Raw genomic sequence first — 19,219 nt, forward strand, 5'->3', positions numbered from 1 at the left:
GAAATATTTTCGAATTTTTCAGGTATTCCATTCCCCGGAAGCGCACTGTGCCGAAAGTTTGGTTACGGGAATTTTCGCATCGGGAATTTTTGCACAAGGAAGTGAAATCTCAGCTATGGCAGGAAAAATTCGGCTTGAAGATATTGCAAAACAAGCAGGCGTCTCAACAGCCACTGTTTCACGCGTACTTAATGATAAAAACTCGTGGCGCCTGAAACACGTCATGCAGTGATTAAAGCATTAGATTTGCTCGGTTATGAACGGCCAGAAAAACTCCGTGAACGTTCCAGCGGGCTGATTGGGATGATTGTACCGGAACTGACAAACCCGATTTTTCCGATTTTTGTGCAGCAATTACAAACCGCAATGTCAATGCAGGGTTATACTCCGTTGCTTACTGCGCAGCATGCTGGTTCCACTACCGAACAAACTTATGTAGACGCAATGCTCGAGCATAACGTTGCCGGTATTATCTTCCTCTCCGGTCTGCATGCGGATTTAACTGCGAATCTTGACCATTATCAGCGGATTATTGAAAAGGGAATTCCATATGTGACGATTAACGGCGCCAATCCGGCACTGCAAAATCCTGATTTTAGCTGTGATGACCATTTTGCTGCCGCTCTTGCCGTACGGCACTTGATTTCGCAGGGACATACGCAAATTGGTTTGGCTACAGGTCCGATCCGTTTTGGTGTCTCACGGGCAAAGAGCGAAGCATATACCGCAACAATGCGCCGGCTCCTGCCAAATGTTGTTCCGAAACAAGAATATACACTTTATACGGTTGAAGGAGGTCAAGCCGCTGCCGCAGCGCTCCGCAAAAAGGGATGCACGGCAATGATTTTTGCTTCAGATGTGATGGCGCTTGGTGCGATTCGTTATTTTCAGAATATTGGTTTGGACGTACCGCGTGATGTTTCGGTAATCGGTTTTGATGATTCACAGTTTGCCGCATTCACAAATCCGCCGCTCACTACTTTGCACCAGCCGGTAAAAGCAATGGCAGATGCAGCTGTTGCGACACTGATTTCGATGATTCGCGGCGAAAAACCAGCATTTGAATCAATGAAATTCCCGCCGGAGTTAGTGGTTCGTGCTTCTACCGGCGCATTACAGAAGCGGCAGCAGTAACGCCAAATTTTGGCGAATATGCGAAAATCAGTTAGAAAAGCACGTTTGCAAGTGCACGTCGGGAACTTTTCACAAGTTCATGCTCTGCACCGAGCGTTTCAAAAAGTCTTAATATCCGTTCACGTGCTTTCTCCCGCTGTTCGCCGTCAACAGCAGCAATCACATCAATTAAACGCCGAAAAGCTGCGTCTGGACGCCCAAGCGCCATCTCAATATCAGCTGCGTCCAGATGCGGGGCGATATCTGCAAGATCAGCTTTTGCAGCTTTCATTAAGATTTCTTGCGCGAGATGTGAATCTCGATTCGGATTCAGCAGATCCATCCGCTGCAGTAACTCTACTTGCGCAAGTGCGGTCTTGGCTTCAAGATCATGCGGATTCTCTTTCAAAGCTTTTGCATATGCTGCCTGCGCACGCGGAAGATCACCTGCATTGAGCGCTGCATTCCCCTCCTGATGCAGCGGTGAAAGTTCCGGATCCGGCGGGGTTTGTTGATCTGCTGTTTCGGTTCCGTCAAGTACGCCGACGATTCCATATTGTGCTGCAGCAGCGAGCAGTTTTTCAATTGTTTGGATAATATCTTCTTCATTTGGAAGCCCTTGAAAGAGCGGAATCGGCTGCCCCTGGAGCAATGCGGCGGCGGCCGGCACAGCATTAACTCCAAAAGCTTGCGCCACTGCCGGCTGTTCATCAGTAGAAACGGTTCCCGCACCAAAGCGGCCTTGGTATTGCACCGCCAAATTTTCTACACTTTTCCGCAGTTTTTCAGAGTTCGGCGATTGCGCAGAATAGAATACGAGCACGAATGGTACCTGCGCGGAAAGTTCAAGCGTATCTTTGAGGTTCGTTTCATTCAATTTGCGTATCAGCGCACCAGCAATTTTTCCATTGTGATCTGCATTAACGAGATTTGCATTATCGTTTCCGGCTTTCCGGGCTGGCGCTGCAGCTGTTTTTGCAGCATTAGCCTGGGCAAGAGCACTTAAATCAACTGCTCCTGAAAGATTTACTGGGAAATTTTGCACCATTTTACTGCTCCTCTATTTCTTTTCTGCCAGACCGATTCGCTAATCCGGAACTCAATTTCTGTATTATAACGTGTTGCTAAATTTGTATCAGCAACTCGGTTAATAATATTTTCGACAACTTTCCTGATTAAAGATAAGAGCTACTCATTGGTAACAGATACGAGTGTCGGTGCTGTCGCACCAATAACTTCCACGGTCTGATTCTGCTGTTTTTTCGATGTATCTTTCGGCGGAAGATAGAATGCTGCAAGCAGTGTATAGCTTGCGGTGAGTTTTTCTTCACATCTACCTGCGGCTGATCTGCACTGCCGGAGGCTAGCGCACCGATTTCGCCTTTTAAACGCAGTGTTGCATTTTCATCACTGCGTTCTACCACGACGTTATATTTTATCTCGCCGGTAAGAATCGCACCGCCGCCTTCTGCCGGCACTAGCTGGAATCCTTTATCCCCAACTGCAGCTCCGGTTTGCACCGCTGCGAGCTGGCCAAGCGCATTTTTGAGCTGTTCGCGCTGTTCTTTAATCTGGGTAAAAATCGGGTCGCTTTCGTTAAATTTCGGTTCTTTTTGCTCGCCAGAATTGAGATATGCAGTGTAAGAATTCAGCAGCTGCGCCGGATCTGTCAGGTATTTTTCAGCTTTCCGAATCGTCTTTACATCGGTGAGGTTTGACTTCAACTTTGGAATTTTCAAATCTGGGAAAAGGTAGGTTTGCCCCCAGAGTGTATAAGCAGCACGTGCACTTTCCTGCACCCAGATGCTCATTGTCTGGAAATTCTGTTTTTCAGTTGGCTGATTCACACTCGCCGCGACACGCGGAAATTCAGTTCCGGCAGAAATCGGCACTGCTTTTGGATCAATTACGACGGCAGCGAGCGGATAGTTATCGCCGAGAATTTTTTCAGCCGATACTGTGCTTCCCGCTGAAACTTCGTTACTCCGCCAATTCGCACACCCAGTTGGGTGCTGTCAAGAGTTTTGTCAGCTTTTTCCAGATTTTCTTTTGCCTGTTTGAGAATAGTTTCAAAGTTCTCCGTACTGACGATTGGTTCAGCGATTCCAGTAGTTTTCACGGCTGGGACTTCAACTGCGTTTGCACATGCAGTAAGCCCAATTGCGAGCATCCCTGCAAGGATGATTTCGGCTGCTTTACGCATTGTTTCCACCGCCTTTTTGCAGTTCAGCTTGTTCCGATAATGTTTCTTCGCTTTGCGGGTCAATAAATTTATGATGCTGTTTTTCTTCCAGGGATTCATTTTGGGATTCACCGTGATTCTGATTTGGGATTTCATCGTCGGCAGCCGTGAAATTCCAGAGCGATTTCAATCTTCTGCGTTTTCTGTACCCGGATCCGCCGCAGTGTTATCCGGCATGATTGTTTGATCTGCTTCCGGGGCGGAATCTGCTTCTGCCGTTTCCCTGTTTTCGATTTTCTCCGCTTGCTTCTCCGGTTCGGGCACCGCTGTGCCCGTATCTTTGTCAGGTTCGGATGAAACCGGAATGACGATTCGATCTGCAGCAGAAAGTTCGCGTGCACGCAGCGCGCTCGTCCGCGAAGTTCCGGGTAAAATACTTGCACCAAAGGCACTTTCAGTGTGTTCGCGTTGAATTTTCCGGTCTGTTTCAGGTGCTGCCAAATCACCTTTGAAAATTGGCAGAACTTCAGTTAACGCTCCGGCTTGTGCTGCACGATGTGCTTTCCGGTTAGCTTCACGTTTCCGGAAATAGTTCACACGTGCACGCGACTGACTATCTGCAAAAAGCAGATAAACACCAACGAGCGAAATCAAAATCCCGATAATCACAACCTGTACCGTGGGAAATCCTTGCGCTTTTACCTGCCAGCGGATTGTAATATCCGGGGCGATTCCTGCAGTAGAAGCAGCAATAAAAGAGCGCTGCGTATTCGCCGGTACAGTGTACTCCAGCTTCAGCTTCTTACTTTCACGGCCAGATTTTTCCCACAAATCTGATTTTTCCATCACGAGAGTGCCGTCGCGCAGCAGCTGTGTATCTGTTTGCTGCACCTGCGCTTTTGCCGGCTTTGCGGAAACTTTCGCTTCAGTGCTCGTCTGCAATCCGGCAACTTGGGTTACACTCGATTCACCTACATAAGCCAAAACGTCTTCACTGCGTCCGATTGCCCAAAGCAGCTGTGTACCTGGCGGTGTATTTTTCGGGATGTCGGCGGTAATAGTCACGGGTGCGCCGTTATAAAGTCCAAGTACTCCCGGAGCAGTGGTAATAAATGTGGATTTTTCAGCTGCTGCTTTAACTTCTACTGATGTACTAGTACTGCGTATTGCCCCATATACAAGGGCGAAAAGCGACAGGAGTATTCCCAGCACACTTAACGTAATGCCGGCAATCCTTTTTATCGACAAATCTTTCAATTTCCACACTCACGTTTCAAAGTCTTGGCATTATTTTTTCCGCTGAAAACCGCTCGTTACCGCGTCTGTGCCGCTAAATCACTGCAAAATTCCTTAAGGATTTGAGTGTACGGCACTTCCAAACACATTGCTCTCAGTATAACGATTTAACAACAATTCTCGCATCCAGATTCTCGCCGAGAGCTAAACCATGAACATTACAAATTTAACTGATATAAGCACAAATCAGGAGACTAACGCAAAATTGCCCAATACCGCTGCCGCAAACATTTTCCGCAGGAATTAACTCAGAGCATTGAACTCATTTCGCTGGTAGTGTATCGTGCAGCTAAACACTATCGCCGCATCCGGCAGGAAACCAGTATCACAACTATCTTCCGCTCCAGCGCGCATCCTACTTGCGTTGGATAGTTCCGATAGGCTTGATTTGGATGATTCAAATTCTTTAATCTTTCACACAGATTTTAATGGAGGCATTATGAGCGATAATCAACAATTGTTTCCGGTAGTAATGCGCGGATACGATCGAGCACAAGTAGAAGCAAAAATAATGCAGCTGCAGCAGGCTCTCGAAACTACCCGTGCGCAGGTATCGCACCTTGACGCGCAAATTCTGCAGCTATCTGGCGAACTTGCCAAAGCGCATGAAGCTGTCCGCGAGCAGGAGCGGCCAAGTTATTCAGGGCTTGGCTCCCGCGTTGAACGTTTGCTTCGCTCGACGGAAGAACAGGCACTTGATGTAATGACACGCGCCCGGAAAGAAGCTGCAGAGATTGTCGCAAATGCGCAGAAAAAGGCGGATAACTTACGGGAAAGCGCCGAGTTGGAGAGCCAGGAAATCCTGCGGGAAGCGCGTGCAGAAGCTGCTGCCGTGAAAGCAGACGCACAGCAAAGCGCACATACCCAAACTGAAAATACCCGAATTATCAGCGAAGAAATGCTTTCTTCGGCAAAACGTGAGGCAAAAATGATTGCAGCAGAAGCGCAGACAAAAACAGCTGGATTATACTCTCAGGCTGAACATGAATCAGAACTGCTGCGCAAACAGGCAGCACAGGAAGTTACCGAACTTCGTTCGGCAACAGAAAGCGATGTCGCTAAAATGCGGAACGAAACCGAAGCCGAAGTGGCAAAATTACGTGCAGACGTGCAAGTAGAAGTGGCGCAAATTCGTGAAGAAGCTGCAAAGGAGATTGCTGCACGTGAAAGCGCATCGGCAAAAGCATTAGCTGATAAAGAAACTGAACTGCGCACTCAATCTGCACAATTGCTCGCACTCGCCCGTGAGCAGGTAAATGAGGCGGAAGCGCGGGTTGCCGCAGCAGCCAAACGCGCTACTGAAATGAACGAAACTACGCTTGCGCAATCAAAGGAAATCCTTGCGGCTGCTCACGCTGAAGCGCATGACATTCTGCTGCACGCGCAGGAAGAAGCCGCCCAGCTGCGTCAGGCAGCGGAAGCAGCCGCAGAAGCGGAAAAACAAAGTGCTAGCGCCCACGTTGCCTCACTGGAAGAACAACGAAAAATCTCAGTGCCTATCTTGAAGATATGCGCACGCTTCTCACAAATTCAACAGAATCTCTCGCAATCCGCAAGATTACCGAAAATTCTCCAGCCAGCACCGAATAATCAGAGGGATAAAATCGAAAATACGCCTGCGGATTTGGTGTTAAGCAGAAACAAACTCTGCAAGGATTTTCGCCAACGCCGCAGGCTGTTCATCCGCACTGAAATGTCCCGCATTCTCAATTTCAACAATTCGCGGGCGTTCTGCACGCAACGCCAGATTCATTAAATACTCAAGAGAACAGGTAACATCATCCGAACCGCGGACAAAATACACTGGCCCGTCGACAAGTTCTACTGCGTCTGTGCGGTCTAAACGGTTCGCCATCGCCCGCTGGATCCAAGCCAAAGCATCGCCTGGAATTTTCCGGAAACGCTGATCAAGCGAGGTCTGCACTTCTGCAGTCACATTCGGCGAAACCATCGTGGTAGTCCAATTGGCAACCGCTTCATAAGCCTGACCATTTTCCGCCATATCTGCCATGTTTTCACGGAATGCCCGCTTACCTTCATCGTCAGCACCGATACCGGTATCCATCAGCGCAAGACCGGCAATCATTTCCGGATATTGCGCCACGAATTCGGCAGCCACTGCACCGCCCATTGAAAGTCCGCCAATCTTAATCTGCGTAACACCAGCGTCATCAAGCACAGCTTTAATCGCGCTTGCATAAGCAGGAATACTCGGCGTTTCACTAAAATTCTCACCTGCCGGAGATTCGCCGAAACCCGGAGCATCTACGGTAATAATATCAACTTCTTGAAGATTCTCCCGGACTTGATCCCACATTGAGGAATCAAGCGGAAGAGCGTGAATCAATACCAGCGGGCACGAAGACGGAGCGCCGCTGCGTTTCATTGCAAGTTTTGTACTCATACTTTCACACTATCACTTTCCGAAACTGCGTGCTCGTCCGCGTGCCCTCCAACAGCTTGTATGCCAATGCCGTCGATCTGCTTGCCCCGCTTCCACACCAAACCAGCCTGCTTCAGTCCAAGCTACTTCGTGCGACTCCCCAACGAGAATCACACCATTACATCCCGGACAGACGTACTGCTTTTTTCCGCTGACAATATGATGTACCTTGTATTCAAAACCGTCGGCGCCCAATTCTGTATGCGTATACCCCATAATCGCTGCGGTGTTCAGCGGGCGAACCGCACGCTGATATTTCTTTGATTTACGCATCTCGCTCTCCCGATTTATTAATTACCCTGCAGCGAATCAAAATTGGGATTATCGTGCCGGCACCGAATCAACTGCAATTTTATCTGAAAATTACACTATTGTGCTGGGACCTGAATCGCCGCACCGGAAAAATCTGCGTATTACACCGCAGCTGCAAATCCCGCAATACTCACGATATAACCGCAGCTTTAGAATAATCGGTCTTCAGGGTTGTCGAAACCGCGCATCGCGTCGTAATCAAGCACCAGACATTCAATTCCGCGATCTTCCGCAAGCACCCGGGCCTGGGGTTTGATTTCCTGCGCCGCAAAAATACCGCGGATCGGCACAAGTGTGGAATCCCGCCCAAGATATTCAAGATAGCGTGTAAGCTGCTCTACACCGTCGATTTCACCGCGGCGTTTCACTTCGACGGCAATATGGCCACCAAGTGCATCGAGCACCATCAAATCGACAGGACCAATCGGTGTTGGATATTCGCGGCGTACGAGCTGCATCCCCGGGCCGATCAGTTCCACCTGTTCTGCCAACAGCTTCTGCAAATGTGCTTCCACGCCATCTTTTACCAGCCCCGGCTCAATTCCAAAAGCTTGTTCGATATCGTGATGAATTTGTGAAATTCGCACAACCAGCCGATCATTGGTTTTTCTGCTCGCAACATCCCATACCTGCACTGCACCCGCCGAAAGCTCCGCTGAATCCGGCTCGCGCACCGTCAACTGGCATGGCGCGCTCATCCAATTCAATGGCTTATAGGAACCGCCGTCGGTGTGTACCAACACGGAACCATCAGCTTTTATCATCAGTAAACGCGTCGCAAGTTCAAGATGCGCGTCAAGACGTCCGGAATAATCAACAGAACAATCGGCAACAACTAGCCGCACTGGGGTCTACTCCTCGGTATCTTTCCCGCCAGATTCCACAACCACCATAATGTAATCGGAATCGACGGTCACAAAACCATTACTCGTTACAATTTCTCCTGCACCGCCGTCAGCAGTACGATACCGAACTTTTCCTGGAATAATTACGGCAAGCAGCGGGGTATGCCCGGGAAGAATCCCGAGTTCACCTTCCGAAGCATTTATCACTACTTCCGAAACCTCTCCAGAGAAAAGTTCTCCAGACTGTGCTACTACTTCGAGCTTCATAAAATCCTCGGCTTAGTCTTCGCTCTGAATCTTCCGGTAAGCCTGCTCAATATCGTCAATCCCGCCAATATTGAAAAATGCCTGCTCTGGAATGTGGTCGTATTCGCCATCACAAATCCGACGGAAAGCTTCCACAGTTTCATCAATCGGCACAGTTGAACCTTCAACTCCGGTGAATTTCTTCGCAGTGTAAGTATTTTGCGAGAGATACTGCTCAATCCGGCGGGCGCGCGCTACCGTAACCTTATCTTCTTCCGAAAGTTCGTCCACACCAAGAATCGAGATAATATCCTGGAGTTCCTTATTCTTTTGCAGGATTGCTTTCACATGGGTTGCAGTATCGTAGTGTGCTTGTCCCACATATTGCGCGTCAAGAATCCGCGATGTAGAGGAAAGCGGATCCACTGCCGGATAAAGACCGCGGGAAGCAATATCGCGTGAAAGTTCCGTAGTCGCATCCAAATGTGCGAAAGTGGTGGCAGGAGCCGGATCAGTATAATCATCAGCCGGCACGTAAATTGCCTGCAGCGAGGTAATCGAATGCCCGCGGGTGGAAGTGATTCGCTCTTGCAGCGCACCCATTTCGTCGGCAAGAGTCGGCTGATACCCCACAGCCGACGGCATCCGCCCAAGCAGCGTGGAAACTTCCGAACCAGCCTGAGTAAAACGGAAGATATTATCAATGAAGAGCAGCACATCCTGATTTTGTACATCGCGGAAGTACTCTGCCATAGTCAGCCCGGAAAGCGCAATCCGCAGGCGCACCCCCGGCGGTTCATCCATCTGCCCAAAGACAAGAGCTGTCTTATCGAGCACGCCGGCATCTTCCATTTCATTAATCAGATCGTTGCCTTCACGGGTCCGCTCCCCCACGCCAGCAAAAACAGATACGCCGCCATGGTCTTGTGCTACACGCTGAATCATTTCCTGAATCAGCACTGTCTTGCCCACACCTGCACCGCCGAAGAGACCAATCTTTCCGCCCTGCACGTATGGGGTAAGCAAATCGATTACTTTAATGCCCGTCTCAAACATCTTAGTTTCCGGTTCAAGCTCGTCAAATGTCGGAGCTTTCCGGTGAATCGGCCAGCGTTCGGTGACTTCGAACTTTTCACCATCTTCAAGATTCAATGGTTCACCAGTCACATTAAAAACGTGACCCTTGGTAATATCTCCCACTGGCACCGTAATTGGCGCACCCGTATCAATCACGGTGGCGCCGCGCACAAGACCGTCGGTTGGCTTCATCGCAATAGTGCGCACAATATTATTTCCAAGATGCTGTGCCACTTCAAGCGTCATCTTTAGCTTTTTGTCTTCGCCGGCTTCACCTAAATCAACTTCAGTAATCAGCGCGTTATTGATATCTGGGAGCGCATCCGGTGGAAATTCGATATCCACAACTGCACCCACGACCTGTACGATACGGCCGGTGGAAACTTTCTGTGTTTCGTCTACGACGGTCATTGTCTCTTCCTTATTTCAATCCCGGCAACCGGGTTTTCGTTGACGGGACTACTTCCCCAGCGCATCCGCACCGGAAATAATCTCAGTAATTTCTGTAGTGATTTCAGCCTGACGAGCGTTATTCGCCAAACGAGTATATTTCTCAATCAATTCGTGCGCATTTTCGGTTGCGGAATGCATTGCCTGCTGCCGTGCAGCAAGCTCAGCAGCTGCCGACATAAGCATTACCGAATGCACACGCTGCCCAATATACATTGGAAGCAAGGCATCAAAAACTTCCTGTGCCGATGGTTCAAACTCGTAGAGCGGTGCTGAATCATCAACTCCGTCATCAAGATGCTGGGAGAGTTCCGCGCCCGCATCGACTACTTCCAACGGCAGCATCCGACGAATCTCAACTACTTGCGAAACCATCGAAACAAATTTCGATGAGACCACATGCAATTCACTTACACCGCCCGCTTCTGCCGGTGCAAGGAACAAATCCAAGAACAGGTGTGCAATTTCCCGTGATGTTGCGTCTTTCGGCTTATCGGAATCGCCAACCCAACTCTTTTCCACGGGTATACCGTGGAAACGGAAATGTGAATCACCACGACGGCCGGAAACAAAAAGCACCGGCTCCTTACCTTGCCCGCGCAGGTCTGCTAACAGTTTGTCAGCTTCACGCAAAACTGATGAAGAATACGCGCCAGCCATGCCGCGGTCGGAAGTAACCACAAACACAATCACCCGATTAGTGTCTTTCCGCTCTCTCACCAGAGGATGGTCAGCGTGTGCGTGAGCAGCAACTGTCGCGATTGAAGCAGTGAGCGCGCGCGTATAAGGATCTTGCCCAAGTGCAGCATCGCGCGCCTTGCCGATACGTGAAGCCGCAATCAGCTCCATAGCTCGGAAGACCTTTTCGAGCGTGCCGGTGGCTCGGATCTTTTGCTTATAGATACGCTGTTTGCCCGCCAATTTCAGCCTCGCTTCTTGCGAACAATCTGTTCTTGAGTCTTTTCAGCTTCCAACTCGCCTGTTTTGCTCTCGTCTTGTTCCGGCATGTATGCGGCTTTAAAAGACTTTGCAAAATCTTCAGCAGCAGTTGTTAGTGCTGCTTCCGTGGATTCTTCAAGTTTACCTGTTTCGCTTAAATCGTGAAGCACAGAAGTATTTTGCTCAAGGTATGCAAGGAACTGCGCTTCAAATTCATGAACCTTTTCAAGCGGCACTGCATCGAGATAGCCTTTGGTTCCAATCCAGACTGAAGCTACTTGATGTTCAATCGGATACGGAGTATATTGCGGCTGCTTCAGCAGTTCCATCAAACGCGCACCGCGGGTTAACTGCCGCTGTGTTGCCGCATCAAGATCCGAAGCGAACATTGCAAACGCGGCCTGTGCCCGATACTGCGCCAAAGTAATCTTCAACGTACCGGCAACTTTCTTCATTGCCTTGATTTGGGCATCACCGCCGACTCGCGACACCGAAATACCCACATCTACTGCCGGACGCTGATTCGAGTTGAACAAATCAGACTGCAGGAAAATCTGGCCGTCGGTAATCGAAATAACATTGGTCGGAATGTATGCCGAAACATCATTTGCTTTGGTTTCAATAATCGGCAAACCTGTCATTGAACCGCCGCCGAGTTCATCTGAAAGCTTTGCACAGCGTTCAAGGAGCCGTGAATGTAAGTAGAACACATCGCCGGGATATGCTTCACGCCCTGGGGGACGGCGCAGCAGCAGTGAAACTGAACGGTAAGCTTCTGCCTGCTTCGAAAGATCATCAAACACAATCAGCACGTGCTTGCCCTGATACATCCAATGCTGGCCGATTGCTGATCCGGTGTATGGAGCTAAATACTTATATCCGGCTGAATCGGAAGCCGGGGAGGCAACAATCGTCGTATATGCGAGGGCACCTGCGCGCTCGAGCGTTGCGCGCACCGATGCGATCGTTGAACCTTTCTGGCCGATTGCTACATATATACAGCGAACCTGTTTGCGCGGATCGCCAGTTTCCCAAGCAGACTTCTGATTCAGAATTGTGTCGATTGCAAGTGCTGTTTTTCCGGTCTTTCGGTCACCGATAATCAGCTGCCGCTGTCCGCGGCCAATCGGAATCATCGCGTCGATTGCTTTAATCCCCGTTTGCAATGGCTCATGTACTGACTTCCGCATCATCACGCCAGGAGCCTGCAGTTCAAGCGCACGGCGTTCTGTAATATCGGCAATCTCGCCAAGACCGTCTATTGGGTTGCCGAGCGGATCTACCACACGTCCCAAATATCCTTCACCGACGGGCACTGAAAGTACTTCACCCGTGCGGCGAACTTCCATTCCCTCTTCGATGCCGGCAAAATCGCCAAGTACAACGACGCCGATTTCGCGTTCCTCTAGGTTCATCGCCAAACCTAAAGTCCCATCTTCAAATTTCAAAAGCTCGTTTGCCATCGCGCCCGGCAGCCCTGATACACGGGCAATACCGTCGGCGGTAAGGGTAACGTGGCCAACCTCTTCGCTTGCTACTTTCGTTGGCTCGTAGGAGCTGACGAAAGAATCAAGCGCCGCCCGGATCTCGTCCGGCTGGATGGTTAGTTCAGCCATTCCTTCTATTCCTTCGCTCGAAGCAAAGTATGTTTTCTTGCTGATCTCGATATTTGCCGCTAAAGCGGCTTTGGCGAGTATCTCGAGAATACATACTTCGCAATAGATTTAGTTATATTTTTTCAATGAATCTTTAACCGCAGCCAGCCGTGTAGCTAAGGTGCCATCGATTACGTCGTCTTTGATATGGATTCGCAAGCCGCCGATAACGGACGGCTCAACTGTGGTATGCAGCCGAACCGGCTGGCCATAATGGGATTCCAAAATTTTTGCCAAACGATTCTCTTGTCCGCTGGACAGCGGAATCGCGCTCATCACCGCAGCGACCAGATGTTTTGCTTGGATTGCGCTGCGCTCCACATACCGGCTGAGCGAAGCAGCGATTGAGTAATGCGTAGTTCGGCGCACTGCATGTGAAATAAGGAATCTGCTGTACGGGTTCACGTTTGCAAAAACCTTTTCCACAAGCCGTGAGCGCTTTCCCCGCGCATAGTACGTATCGTTAAGCACAAGCCGCAATTCGCGCTGCTGTTTCAAAAGCCGCATACTGTGGTAAAGTTCTTCTTCCGTCTTTGAAAGAAGATCTTCCCGCTGCGCACCGATCAGCACTGTGTCGATACCAATCAGTTCAAGCGCCTGCACGAGGTCGCCCTCTTGCGCCCAGCTTTCACGCACAATTCCGAGGATTAAATCGAGAACAGGCCCTTCGACCTTTCCAGAAAAGACTGCACGGGCCAGCTCTGCGCGGTCTTGTGCGTCCCGTGAAAGATCTTCAAGTGCACCGCGCAAACTTCCGCTGCCGCCGATAATATCAGCCGAATCAAATATTACACGTGCATATTCGATTTCTTTTCCGGGACACGATCTGAGCAGCCCGCCCCACATTTCACTAATTCGCTGCAGTGCAGCTTCACTACTTGACCGCATTAATGCTCCTGCACATTGCTTACAGATTTTGCTGGGAGAGTCTCAGCCAGTTCATCAAGGAAGCGGTCGATAACCCGGGAAGCAAGAGCCTGATCAGTAACTGCTTCCCCTAAAATCTTCCCTGCAAGATCAGTCGCCAGACTGCCAAGATCAGATTTCAGTGTCCGGTTTGCAGCTTCAGTATCTGCACTGATTCGCTTCTTCGCCGCATCAACGATTGAAACCGCATCAAGACGTGCTTTACGCTGTGCTTCACTCACAATCGCTTTCGCATTATCTTGCGCTTTTTCGCGAACAAGCGCAGCTTCACGCTGAGCATCAACAATTTCTGCAGCAAGATTTTCACGCTCTGAAGCAATCTCAGCGCGCGCAATCTCAGCTGCCTTTAAACCATTCTCAATCTTCTCAGTGCGCTCATCAAGCGTCTGGATGAATGTCGGCCATGCAAACTTGTGGATTACCGTTGCGACGAAAACGAAAGCGAGTGTACCCCAAATCAAATCTGGAAGTGACGGTAAGAGCAGATGATAGAATCCGCCGCCGCCTTCCACTGCGAGAATATCACCCGTTCCAAACATACTTATGCTCCAAATACGAATCCGGCAGCAAAGCCGATAAGACCGAGGGCCTCTACGAATGCTACCGACAAGAACATATTCACACGCAAGTACCCTTTAATTTCCGGCTGACGCGCAGTTGCTTCTTGATTCTTTGCGCCGATCCAACCAATGCCAAGACCTGGACCGAGAGTAGCAATACCATAACCGATGGTGGCGATGTTACCAATCATTGGATTCTTTCCTTTTGTTTAGATTTCAGTGTGCTGAAATGGATAGGAAATGTAAGCAGCGCTGAGCATCGCAAAAATGTATGCCTGCAGTGCGCCTACAAAAAGCTCGAAGACAACAAAGATGATGCCGACGAGAAGAGTGATGGATCCGAGCCCGGCGCCAAGTGCACCGGAAATCGTGAAATAAAGATAGTGTGTGCCGAGGAAACACAAAACCAAAATGAAGTGACCAGCCACCATGTTTGCAAGCAGACGGACGGTGAGAGTTATTGGGCGCAGCACAAAGGTGGAGAAAAACTCAATCGGCACCATTAAAAAATACAGCGGCCACGGCACACCTGGGGGCATAAGCTGTTCTTTGAAGAACTTTAGACCGCGTGCTTTCAATCCTGCTGCGATAAACCCGAAATAGGCGGCTAGTGCAAACACAAGCGGCATCCCAATCAGCGAAGTACCGGCAATCTGTAATCCCGGGATTACGCCGGTGAGATTCATAAACAAAATCCCGAGGAATATTGTGAGCAAAAACGGCTGATATTTTTTCGCATTTTCCGCGCCAAGGATTTCTTCACCAATCTGCACCCGTGAGAAATCAATCAAAGATTCTACAGCGCCTTGTGCCCGCCCCGGCACCAATTTCGCACGCTGTGCATACACCACCATCACCAATGTCAAAACCAACACGGCAATTAAGCGCACCAAAATAATGCGGTTCATCTCGAATGGGGTCCCCGCGAAGAATAGCGGTGCCGGATTAAATTCGTGATCAAGAGTAGGGCCGCTGAAACCCGAATCACTACTTGCAGCGTTCAAGAGCGGAATCATTAAAGCACTGGGCAGAATAATCACTTTCGAAAATCCCTACACTCACGTTTGGTACCGATTCATACGTATCCTGGAAAAACTCTCCAAACAAGTTTTCCCAGGATGCTGCGAATCAATTTTGTAAAGCCTGACCTTTCTTACTTTACATGAGAAAACCGAAATACATCAAAGAATTATGACATTTTAGCTAAATCTCATTTAACTAATTCTGTTTTGCAAATTCGCATGTAAATTTTTCATTTCTATTTTACGTTTCAAAGTCGGGGCCGTCGGCGCGCATAATTACTGCCGATGTGCCTAACAAAGTGAGAATCACCGCTGCTACGAACCCAATTAGCAGTGCTTTTAGCGACGGATATCCCCACGAACTAATCAGCGGCATACACACCAACAGCATCGTTATTTTCAAAAAATACGCACAAGGCAGCGCATATTTTTGCAAACCTTGCAGAAAGCGATTAATTAATAAGTCAAAAAGCCAGGCAATACTGCTTGCAATCCCGACAATCCCCACGCCTAACCCAAAACCGGCTGCACTTCTCGGCATCCCATTCATCCAAAGAATCAGTACCGCAGCCGCACCGAATAAAATCACTATCAGCAGATTCAATAAAGCAACAGCTGCCAGTAACTCGTCGGCACTGCGCCGGTATCCCGGTTTTTTGCACTCACCTGCTGCATCTCCCATCCCGCCAAAATCTCTTAATTTTCCGTTCTCCCACAGATTTCTCTTTCCGCTGCCCGCAGTATTTCAGGTGCAGTGTAATTTTTCCGTTTCCCGAACATGGTATTAATTCAGTACTTTTACCGCACCGGATTCTATTTCCGTGCACGGTTCCCAAGCAGATTGGCTGTCCGACTCGCTATCTTCTTTATTTTCTTTGTCTTCTCTATCTTCTTTACCGCCGGCAGCCGCAGCCTCTCCTGCCGAAAGATTGTTACCCGTCGGATCAGAACCTGCTTTATTTACAGGTAAATGCGGCGAAAGCACCCGCGCCGTCGCGAATACCGCAAGTACGAAAGCAATACTCACCGGAATGAGCACCAGCCGCGCCGGAAAAATAACAAAGGCGATTGCGCTAAACGAAGCAATTGCCGCCCAAATATATAAGATTAAAACGGCAGTCAAATGTGAGTGCCCGCGGCGAAGCAGCCGATGATGCAAGTGCCCTGCATCCGCTTCAAACGGAGATTTCCCGTGGCTAACTCGGCGAATAACTGCCCAGCTCATATCAATAAGCGGAATTAAGAGCACCAGAACCGGTACAAAAAGCGGCATAAATGCCGGAACCGCCATGCGCGCGGTAAGATTTGCCGGATCAATCTGACCAGTTACGGTAATCGAAGCGCCCGCAATCACTGTTCCAAGCATTAACGCCCCCGAATCTCCCATAAATATGCGGGCTTGATGAAAATTATGCGGCAAGAATCCAACACAAATCCCAACAAGCACCGCCACCGCCGCCGCACCCATCGACGCATAATCACCGGGAGAAGATTCACGCACTAAATAGTAGGCATAACCAAAGAACGCAAGTGCCGCAATCGCCACCACACCTGCCGCCAGACCGTCAAGCCCGTCGATAAAATTCACCGCGTTCGCCGCTACAAGCACCACAAATATTGTGCTTAAAAGTGTTAACCGCTCAGATCCGATCGTTAAACCAAGCAGCGGCACGGAAAGAAGCTGCACGCCAAACCATGCCATAATCGCTGCAGAGAGAATCTCACCAGCAAGCTTCGCATACCAGTGCAACTCCCAAATATCGTCAATCACCCCAATCACACACATTGCTCCGGCGCCAAGCAGGATTCCCCACACGATCGATCCCTTCACAAATGTATTGGCAACAAACGGAATTTGTGAAGCGAGGATAAAGGTAATTGCCATCCCCAGATACATTGCGACACCGCCAAGCCTTGCAATCGGCACAGTATGCACATCACGTCCGCGAACCTGCGTAATCGCGCCCACAGCGAGCGCAATATGTAAAATGACCGGCACAAGCAGGTATGTAAATACGCCCGAGAGCAGCATTAAGAGCAAATAGACTCGCACATTACCTCCGTTAAACTTCTAAACTTCGGCGCCGGATTTTAATCCGGCAAACGCACACAATTGCTCCGACGGAATCGCGCCTTCGCGAATCACTTCGACCATATCCGGAGTTTCCAGATTAAATTTCAAAATTGTCGACGGCACTCCCCGCGGCTTTTCCCGCCGTCAAGATAGACACTCACCGATTCGCCAAGCTGCGCTTGCGCTTGCTGAATCGTCTGCGCCGGCGGCTGGCCGGTAATGTTCGCACTGGTTACTGCAAGCGGACCAGCCTGGGAAAGCAGTTTCAGTGCAATATGTTCGTCCGGCATCCGCAGCGCCACGGTACCATGAGTTTCACCTAAATCCCATCCGAGATTTTCTTTCGCTGGAAAAATCAACGTAAGCGCACCGGGCCAAAACTTTTCGGCAAGCAAACGCGCTTTTGGGTTAATCCATGCAGCAAGCGTTTCAGCCGTCGAAAAATCGGGTACGAGCACCGGAGGAGGCATCTGCCGTGTGCGCGATTTCGCTGCAAGCAATGCGTCAATTGCGGCAGAATTGAAAGGATTAGCGCCAATTCCATAAACCGTATCTGTCGGCAGGCAAACCACTTCGGAACTTTTAATAGCAGACATTGCTGCAGAAATCCCAATCTGATATTCTGCGCCAGTCATGTTAAAAATCATCATCTTCTCTTTTCTCATCCTCTCCAATACTATCCGTTCCCATCGTGTTTCTCACAAAAAGCCGTAATCTTAACGCACAGAAAGTTTAGATCTGCAAAGTCCGTCGGCGGCGATAAAATATCTAAATATTGTACGGCGGAATATTCCAGATATTCCAGATATTCCAGATATTCCAGCAGTCCGGTACTTTGACACTCGGTACTTTTCGGTATTCCAGCAGTCCGGTACTTCGGCACTCCAAGCAGTCCAGCAATCCAGCAAGAACTTTTTCACTGCGTAACTGGCGGCAAGACATAAAAAGTTACGTAACTGGCGGCGGGAAGAAGAAAACTTTCCGTAACTGGCGGCAAGAACTCATTTTCGTTACGTAACTGGCGGCAAGAACTTGGGTTGAGATTTTTACCGTCGGGAGCGTTTGCATTTCTGCAGGTCATGGGCTTAAAGTTGCGAGGGCTCTCCCGTCGGGAATAAAAACCATCCATTTCGCCCTAAATCTAAGCTTTCATCTAAGCTTTCCGCGCAATCAAGTAACGCGGTTTACCTGCGAGATCCAATTTCGTCTGGGCATTCGCAAATCCTGCGGCACGGGCAATTTCACAAACAGCCGCTCCCTGCTCATCAGCATGTTCCATAATTAACATTCCGCTTTCACGCAAAAGGCGTGCTGCACGGAAAATTAGTTTACGCGGGAAATCAAGCCCGTCGGCGCCGCCGCCAAAAGTGCTTCCTCCGGATCAGCCAGTACTTCTGGCGACAACTCGTGAGTTAACGGCACATACGGCGGATTCGAAACCACGACAGCCGCTTTCCCGATAAACTCACTAAACTCAGTCAACGCATCACCAATGCGGAAAGTCACCGGAGAGCCGTACGCAATATTATTTGTTTCCGCAAGCATAAAAGCATTCTCTGCTAACTCCACAGCATGCACATTCCGATTCTTCGTTTCAGTGGCGACGGCAAGCGCAATCGCCCCGGACCCTGTACAAAGATCAATAGTTAACGGATCTTTTTCGCCAATAAGCTGCAGCCGTTGTATCTCCGAAATCGCCTCGCCTGCAACGAGTTCCGTCTCCGGACGAACAATAAAAACACCCGGAACAGACTTTAACTCAAGATAACGAAACCACATTTTCCCAATTAAATGCTGGAGCGGAATTCGCTGCGCACGCTGCGAAACGAGAGATGAAAAATTAGCATATTGCTGCGGAGAAAATTCTGACGGCGCCAACGCAAGATGTTTTCCCAAAACATGCGCTGCAAGTGCACGCGCATCAACAGCAGGCGAAGGCACACCAGCAGCAGCCAATTCGCGTACAGCGCCGGCTAACGCTGCCGTCAGCTTCTGCTTTTGCTCCAATTCCATCCACCACCCATAAGGTTTCATGACATCTCAATTGTTTTAGATTTTTCGTATGAACTAAGACCCTT

General features: G+C 49.5%; 24 protein-coding genes. 2 read left to right on the top strand and 22 right to left on the bottom strand.

The window, feature by feature from the left end:
- The first annotated feature begins 58 nt into the window (after positions 1-58).
- Positions 59-232, top strand: coding sequence for a LacI family DNA-binding transcriptional regulator (locus tag RQN30_RS04600; RefSeq protein ID WP_353061453.1), 174 nt, complete (start codon positions 59-61; stop codon positions 230-232).
- Positions 205-1,134: a LacI family DNA-binding transcriptional regulator gene (locus RQN30_RS04605; protein ID WP_353061454.1), complete on the top strand. Its 930-nt coding sequence runs from the start codon at positions 205-207 to the stop codon at positions 1,132-1,134. The genes RQN30_RS04600 and RQN30_RS04605 overlap by 28 nt, the downstream gene beginning before the upstream one ends.
- A 31-nt stretch (positions 1,135-1,165) precedes the next feature.
- Here RQN30_RS04605 and RQN30_RS04610 read toward each other — a convergent pair whose 3' ends face one another.
- The 22 genes from RQN30_RS04610 to RQN30_RS04715 all read right to left on the bottom strand — a co-directional run bounded on the left by RQN30_RS04610 (position 1,166) and on the right by RQN30_RS04715 (position 19,175).
- Complete coding sequence (locus RQN30_RS04610) at positions 1,166-2,161, bottom strand: tetratricopeptide repeat protein (RefSeq protein ID WP_353061455.1); 996 nt, start codon at positions 2,159-2,161, stop codon at positions 1,166-1,168.
- 127 nt (positions 2,162-2,288) lie between these two features.
- A complete protein-coding gene (locus tag RQN30_RS04615; RefSeq protein ID WP_353061456.1) occupies positions 2,289-3,005 on the bottom strand; it encodes a hypothetical protein in 717 nt (238 codons plus the stop codon).
- Positions 3,006-3,019: 14 nt separating this feature from the next.
- Positions 3,020-3,316: a hypothetical protein gene (locus tag RQN30_RS04620; protein WP_353061457.1), complete on the bottom strand. Its 297-nt coding sequence runs from the start codon at positions 3,314-3,316 to the stop codon at positions 3,020-3,022.
- On the bottom strand, positions 3,309-3,485 hold the full coding sequence (locus RQN30_RS04625) for a hypothetical protein (protein WP_353061459.1): 177 nt from the start codon (positions 3,483-3,485) through the stop codon (positions 3,309-3,311). The genes RQN30_RS04620 and RQN30_RS04625 overlap by 8 nt, the downstream gene beginning before the upstream one ends.
- Positions 3,482-4,561 (bottom strand): hypothetical protein, encoded by a 1,080-nt coding sequence (locus RQN30_RS04630; RefSeq protein ID WP_353061460.1) that lies wholly within the window; start codon positions 4,559-4,561, stop codon positions 3,482-3,484. Before RQN30_RS04630 ends, RQN30_RS04625 begins: the two co-directional genes overlap by 4 nt.
- Before the next feature lie 1,660 nt (positions 4,562-6,221).
- Positions 6,222-6,995 carry an alpha/beta fold hydrolase gene (locus RQN30_RS04635; protein ID WP_353061462.1) on the bottom strand — a complete coding sequence of 258 codons (774 nt, stop codon included), beginning with the start codon at positions 6,993-6,995 and terminating at the stop codon, positions 6,222-6,224.
- A 12-nt stretch (positions 6,996-7,007) separates the two neighbouring features.
- Positions 7,008-7,307, bottom strand: a complete 300-nt coding sequence (locus RQN30_RS04640; RefSeq protein WP_353061463.1) for an Rv1322 family protein — start codon at positions 7,305-7,307, stop codon at positions 7,008-7,010.
- Between the two features lie 188 nt (positions 7,308-7,495).
- Positions 7,496-8,191, bottom strand: coding sequence for an endonuclease NucS (nucS, locus tag RQN30_RS04645; RefSeq protein WP_353061464.1), 696 nt, complete (start codon positions 8,189-8,191; stop codon positions 7,496-7,498).
- Between the two features lie 6 nt (positions 8,192-8,197).
- Positions 8,198-8,458, bottom strand: coding sequence for an ATP synthase F1 subunit epsilon (gene atpC, locus RQN30_RS04650; RefSeq protein ID WP_353061466.1), 261 nt, complete (start codon positions 8,456-8,458; stop codon positions 8,198-8,200).
- 12 nt (positions 8,459-8,470) lie between these two features.
- A complete protein-coding gene (atpD, locus tag RQN30_RS04655) occupies positions 8,471-9,925 on the bottom strand; it encodes a F0F1 ATP synthase subunit beta (protein WP_353061467.1) in 1,455 nt (484 codons plus the stop codon).
- Between the two features lie 48 nt (positions 9,926-9,973).
- Entirely contained in the window at positions 9,974-10,885 is a 912-nt protein-coding gene (locus tag RQN30_RS04660) for a F0F1 ATP synthase subunit gamma (RefSeq protein WP_353061468.1), read from the bottom strand.
- Positions 10,886-10,887: 2 nt separating this feature from the next.
- Positions 10,888-12,519, bottom strand: a complete 1,632-nt coding sequence (gene atpA, locus RQN30_RS04665) for a F0F1 ATP synthase subunit alpha (protein WP_353061469.1) — start codon at positions 12,517-12,519, stop codon at positions 10,888-10,890.
- A gap of 108 nt (positions 12,520-12,627) precedes the next feature.
- Positions 12,628-13,446: an ATP synthase F1 subunit delta gene (gene atpH / locus RQN30_RS04670; protein WP_353061470.1), complete on the bottom strand. Its 819-nt coding sequence runs from the start codon at positions 13,444-13,446 to the stop codon at positions 12,628-12,630.
- Positions 13,446-14,024, bottom strand: a complete 579-nt coding sequence (gene atpF, locus RQN30_RS04675; RefSeq protein ID WP_353061471.1) for a F0F1 ATP synthase subunit B — start codon at positions 14,022-14,024, stop codon at positions 13,446-13,448. Before atpF ends, atpH begins: the two co-directional genes overlap by 1 nt.
- A gap of 2 nt (positions 14,025-14,026) precedes the next feature.
- Positions 14,027-14,236, bottom strand: coding sequence for an ATP synthase F0 subunit C (gene atpE / locus RQN30_RS04680; protein WP_353061472.1), 210 nt, complete (start codon positions 14,234-14,236; stop codon positions 14,027-14,029).
- An 18-nt stretch (positions 14,237-14,254) separates the two neighbouring features.
- Positions 14,255-15,085, bottom strand: a complete 831-nt coding sequence (gene atpB, locus RQN30_RS04685) for a F0F1 ATP synthase subunit A (RefSeq protein WP_353061473.1) — start codon at positions 15,083-15,085, stop codon at positions 14,255-14,257.
- 223 nt (positions 15,086-15,308) lie between these two features.
- Entirely contained in the window at positions 15,309-15,749 is a 441-nt protein-coding gene (locus tag RQN30_RS04690; protein WP_353061474.1) for a hypothetical protein, read from the bottom strand.
- Positions 15,750-15,851: 102 nt separating this feature from the next.
- The gene (locus tag RQN30_RS04695) at positions 15,852-17,120 is read right to left on the bottom strand and encodes an MraY family glycosyltransferase (protein ID WP_353061475.1); all 1,269 of its coding nucleotides are present in this window, start codon (positions 17,118-17,120) and stop codon (positions 15,852-15,854) included.
- 18 nt (positions 17,121-17,138) lie between these two features.
- Complete coding sequence (locus RQN30_RS04700; RefSeq protein ID WP_353061476.1) at positions 17,139-17,264, bottom strand: hypothetical protein; 126 nt, start codon at positions 17,262-17,264, stop codon at positions 17,139-17,141.
- Positions 17,246-17,806 (bottom strand): L-threonylcarbamoyladenylate synthase, encoded by a 561-nt coding sequence (locus RQN30_RS04705; RefSeq protein WP_353061768.1) that lies wholly within the window; start codon positions 17,804-17,806, stop codon positions 17,246-17,248. The genes RQN30_RS04700 and RQN30_RS04705 overlap by 19 nt, the downstream gene beginning before the upstream one ends.
- A 488-nt stretch (positions 17,807-18,294) precedes the next feature.
- A complete protein-coding gene (locus tag RQN30_RS04710) occupies positions 18,295-18,420 on the bottom strand; it encodes a hypothetical protein (RefSeq protein WP_353061477.1) in 126 nt (41 codons plus the stop codon).
- Positions 18,421-18,464: 44 nt separating this feature from the next.
- A complete protein-coding gene (locus RQN30_RS04715; protein WP_353061478.1) occupies positions 18,465-19,175 on the bottom strand; it encodes a N5-glutamine methyltransferase family protein in 711 nt (236 codons plus the stop codon).
- Positions 19,176-19,219: the final 44 nt, after the last annotated feature.

Source organism: Arcanobacterium hippocoleae, from assembly GCF_040360365.1.
Lineage (GTDB): Bacteria > Actinomycetota > Actinomycetes > Actinomycetales > Actinomycetaceae > Arcanobacterium_A > Arcanobacterium_A hippocoleae_A.

Coding starts and splice junctions, on each gene's coding strand:
- RQN30_RS04610 (WP_353061455.1), bottom strand. CDS start 2,161: ATGGTGCAAAATTTCCCAGTAAATCTTTCAGGAGCAGTTGATTTAAGT.
- RQN30_RS04620 (WP_353061457.1), bottom strand. CDS start 3,316: ATGCGTAAAGCAGCCGAAATCATCCTTGCAGGGATGCTCGCAATTGGG.
- RQN30_RS04635 (WP_353061462.1), bottom strand. CDS start 6,995: ATGAGTACAAAACTTGCAATGAAACGCAGCGGCGCTCCGTCTTCGTGC.
- RQN30_RS04640 (WP_353061463.1), bottom strand. CDS start 7,307: ATGCGTAAATCAAAGAAATATCAGCGTGCGGTTCGCCCGCTGAACACC.
- atpC (WP_353061466.1), bottom strand. CDS start 8,458: ATGAAGCTCGAAGTAGTAGCACAGTCTGGAGAACTTTTCTCTGGAGAG.
- atpD (WP_353061467.1), bottom strand. CDS start 9,925: ATGACCGTCGTAGACGAAACACAGAAAGTTTCCACCGGCCGTATCGTA.
- atpA (WP_353061469.1), bottom strand. CDS start 12,519: ATGGCTGAACTAACCATCCAGCCGGACGAGATCCGGGCGGCGCTTGAT.
- atpH (WP_353061470.1), bottom strand. CDS start 13,446: ATGCGGTCAAGTAGTGAAGCTGCACTGCAGCGAATTAGTGAAATGTGG.
- atpF (WP_353061471.1), bottom strand. CDS start 14,024: ATGTTTGGAACGGGTGATATTCTCGCAGTGGAAGGCGGCGGCGGATTC.
- atpE (WP_353061472.1), bottom strand. CDS start 14,236: ATGATTGGTAACATCGCCACCATCGGTTATGGTATTGCTACTCTCGGT.
- RQN30_RS04690 (WP_353061474.1), bottom strand. CDS start 15,749: ATGGGAGATGCAGCAGGTGAGTGCAAAAAACCGGGATACCGGCGCAGT.
- RQN30_RS04705 (WP_353061768.1), bottom strand. CDS start 17,806: ATGAGAAAAGAGAAGATGATGATTTTTAACATGACTGGCGCAGAATAT.
- RQN30_RS04710 (WP_353061477.1), bottom strand. CDS start 18,420: ATGGAACATGCTGATGAGCAGGGAGCGGCTGTTTGTGAAATTGCCCGT.
- RQN30_RS04715 (WP_353061478.1), bottom strand. CDS start 19,175: ATGAAACCTTATGGGTGGTGGATGGAATTGGAGCAAAAGCAGAAGCTG.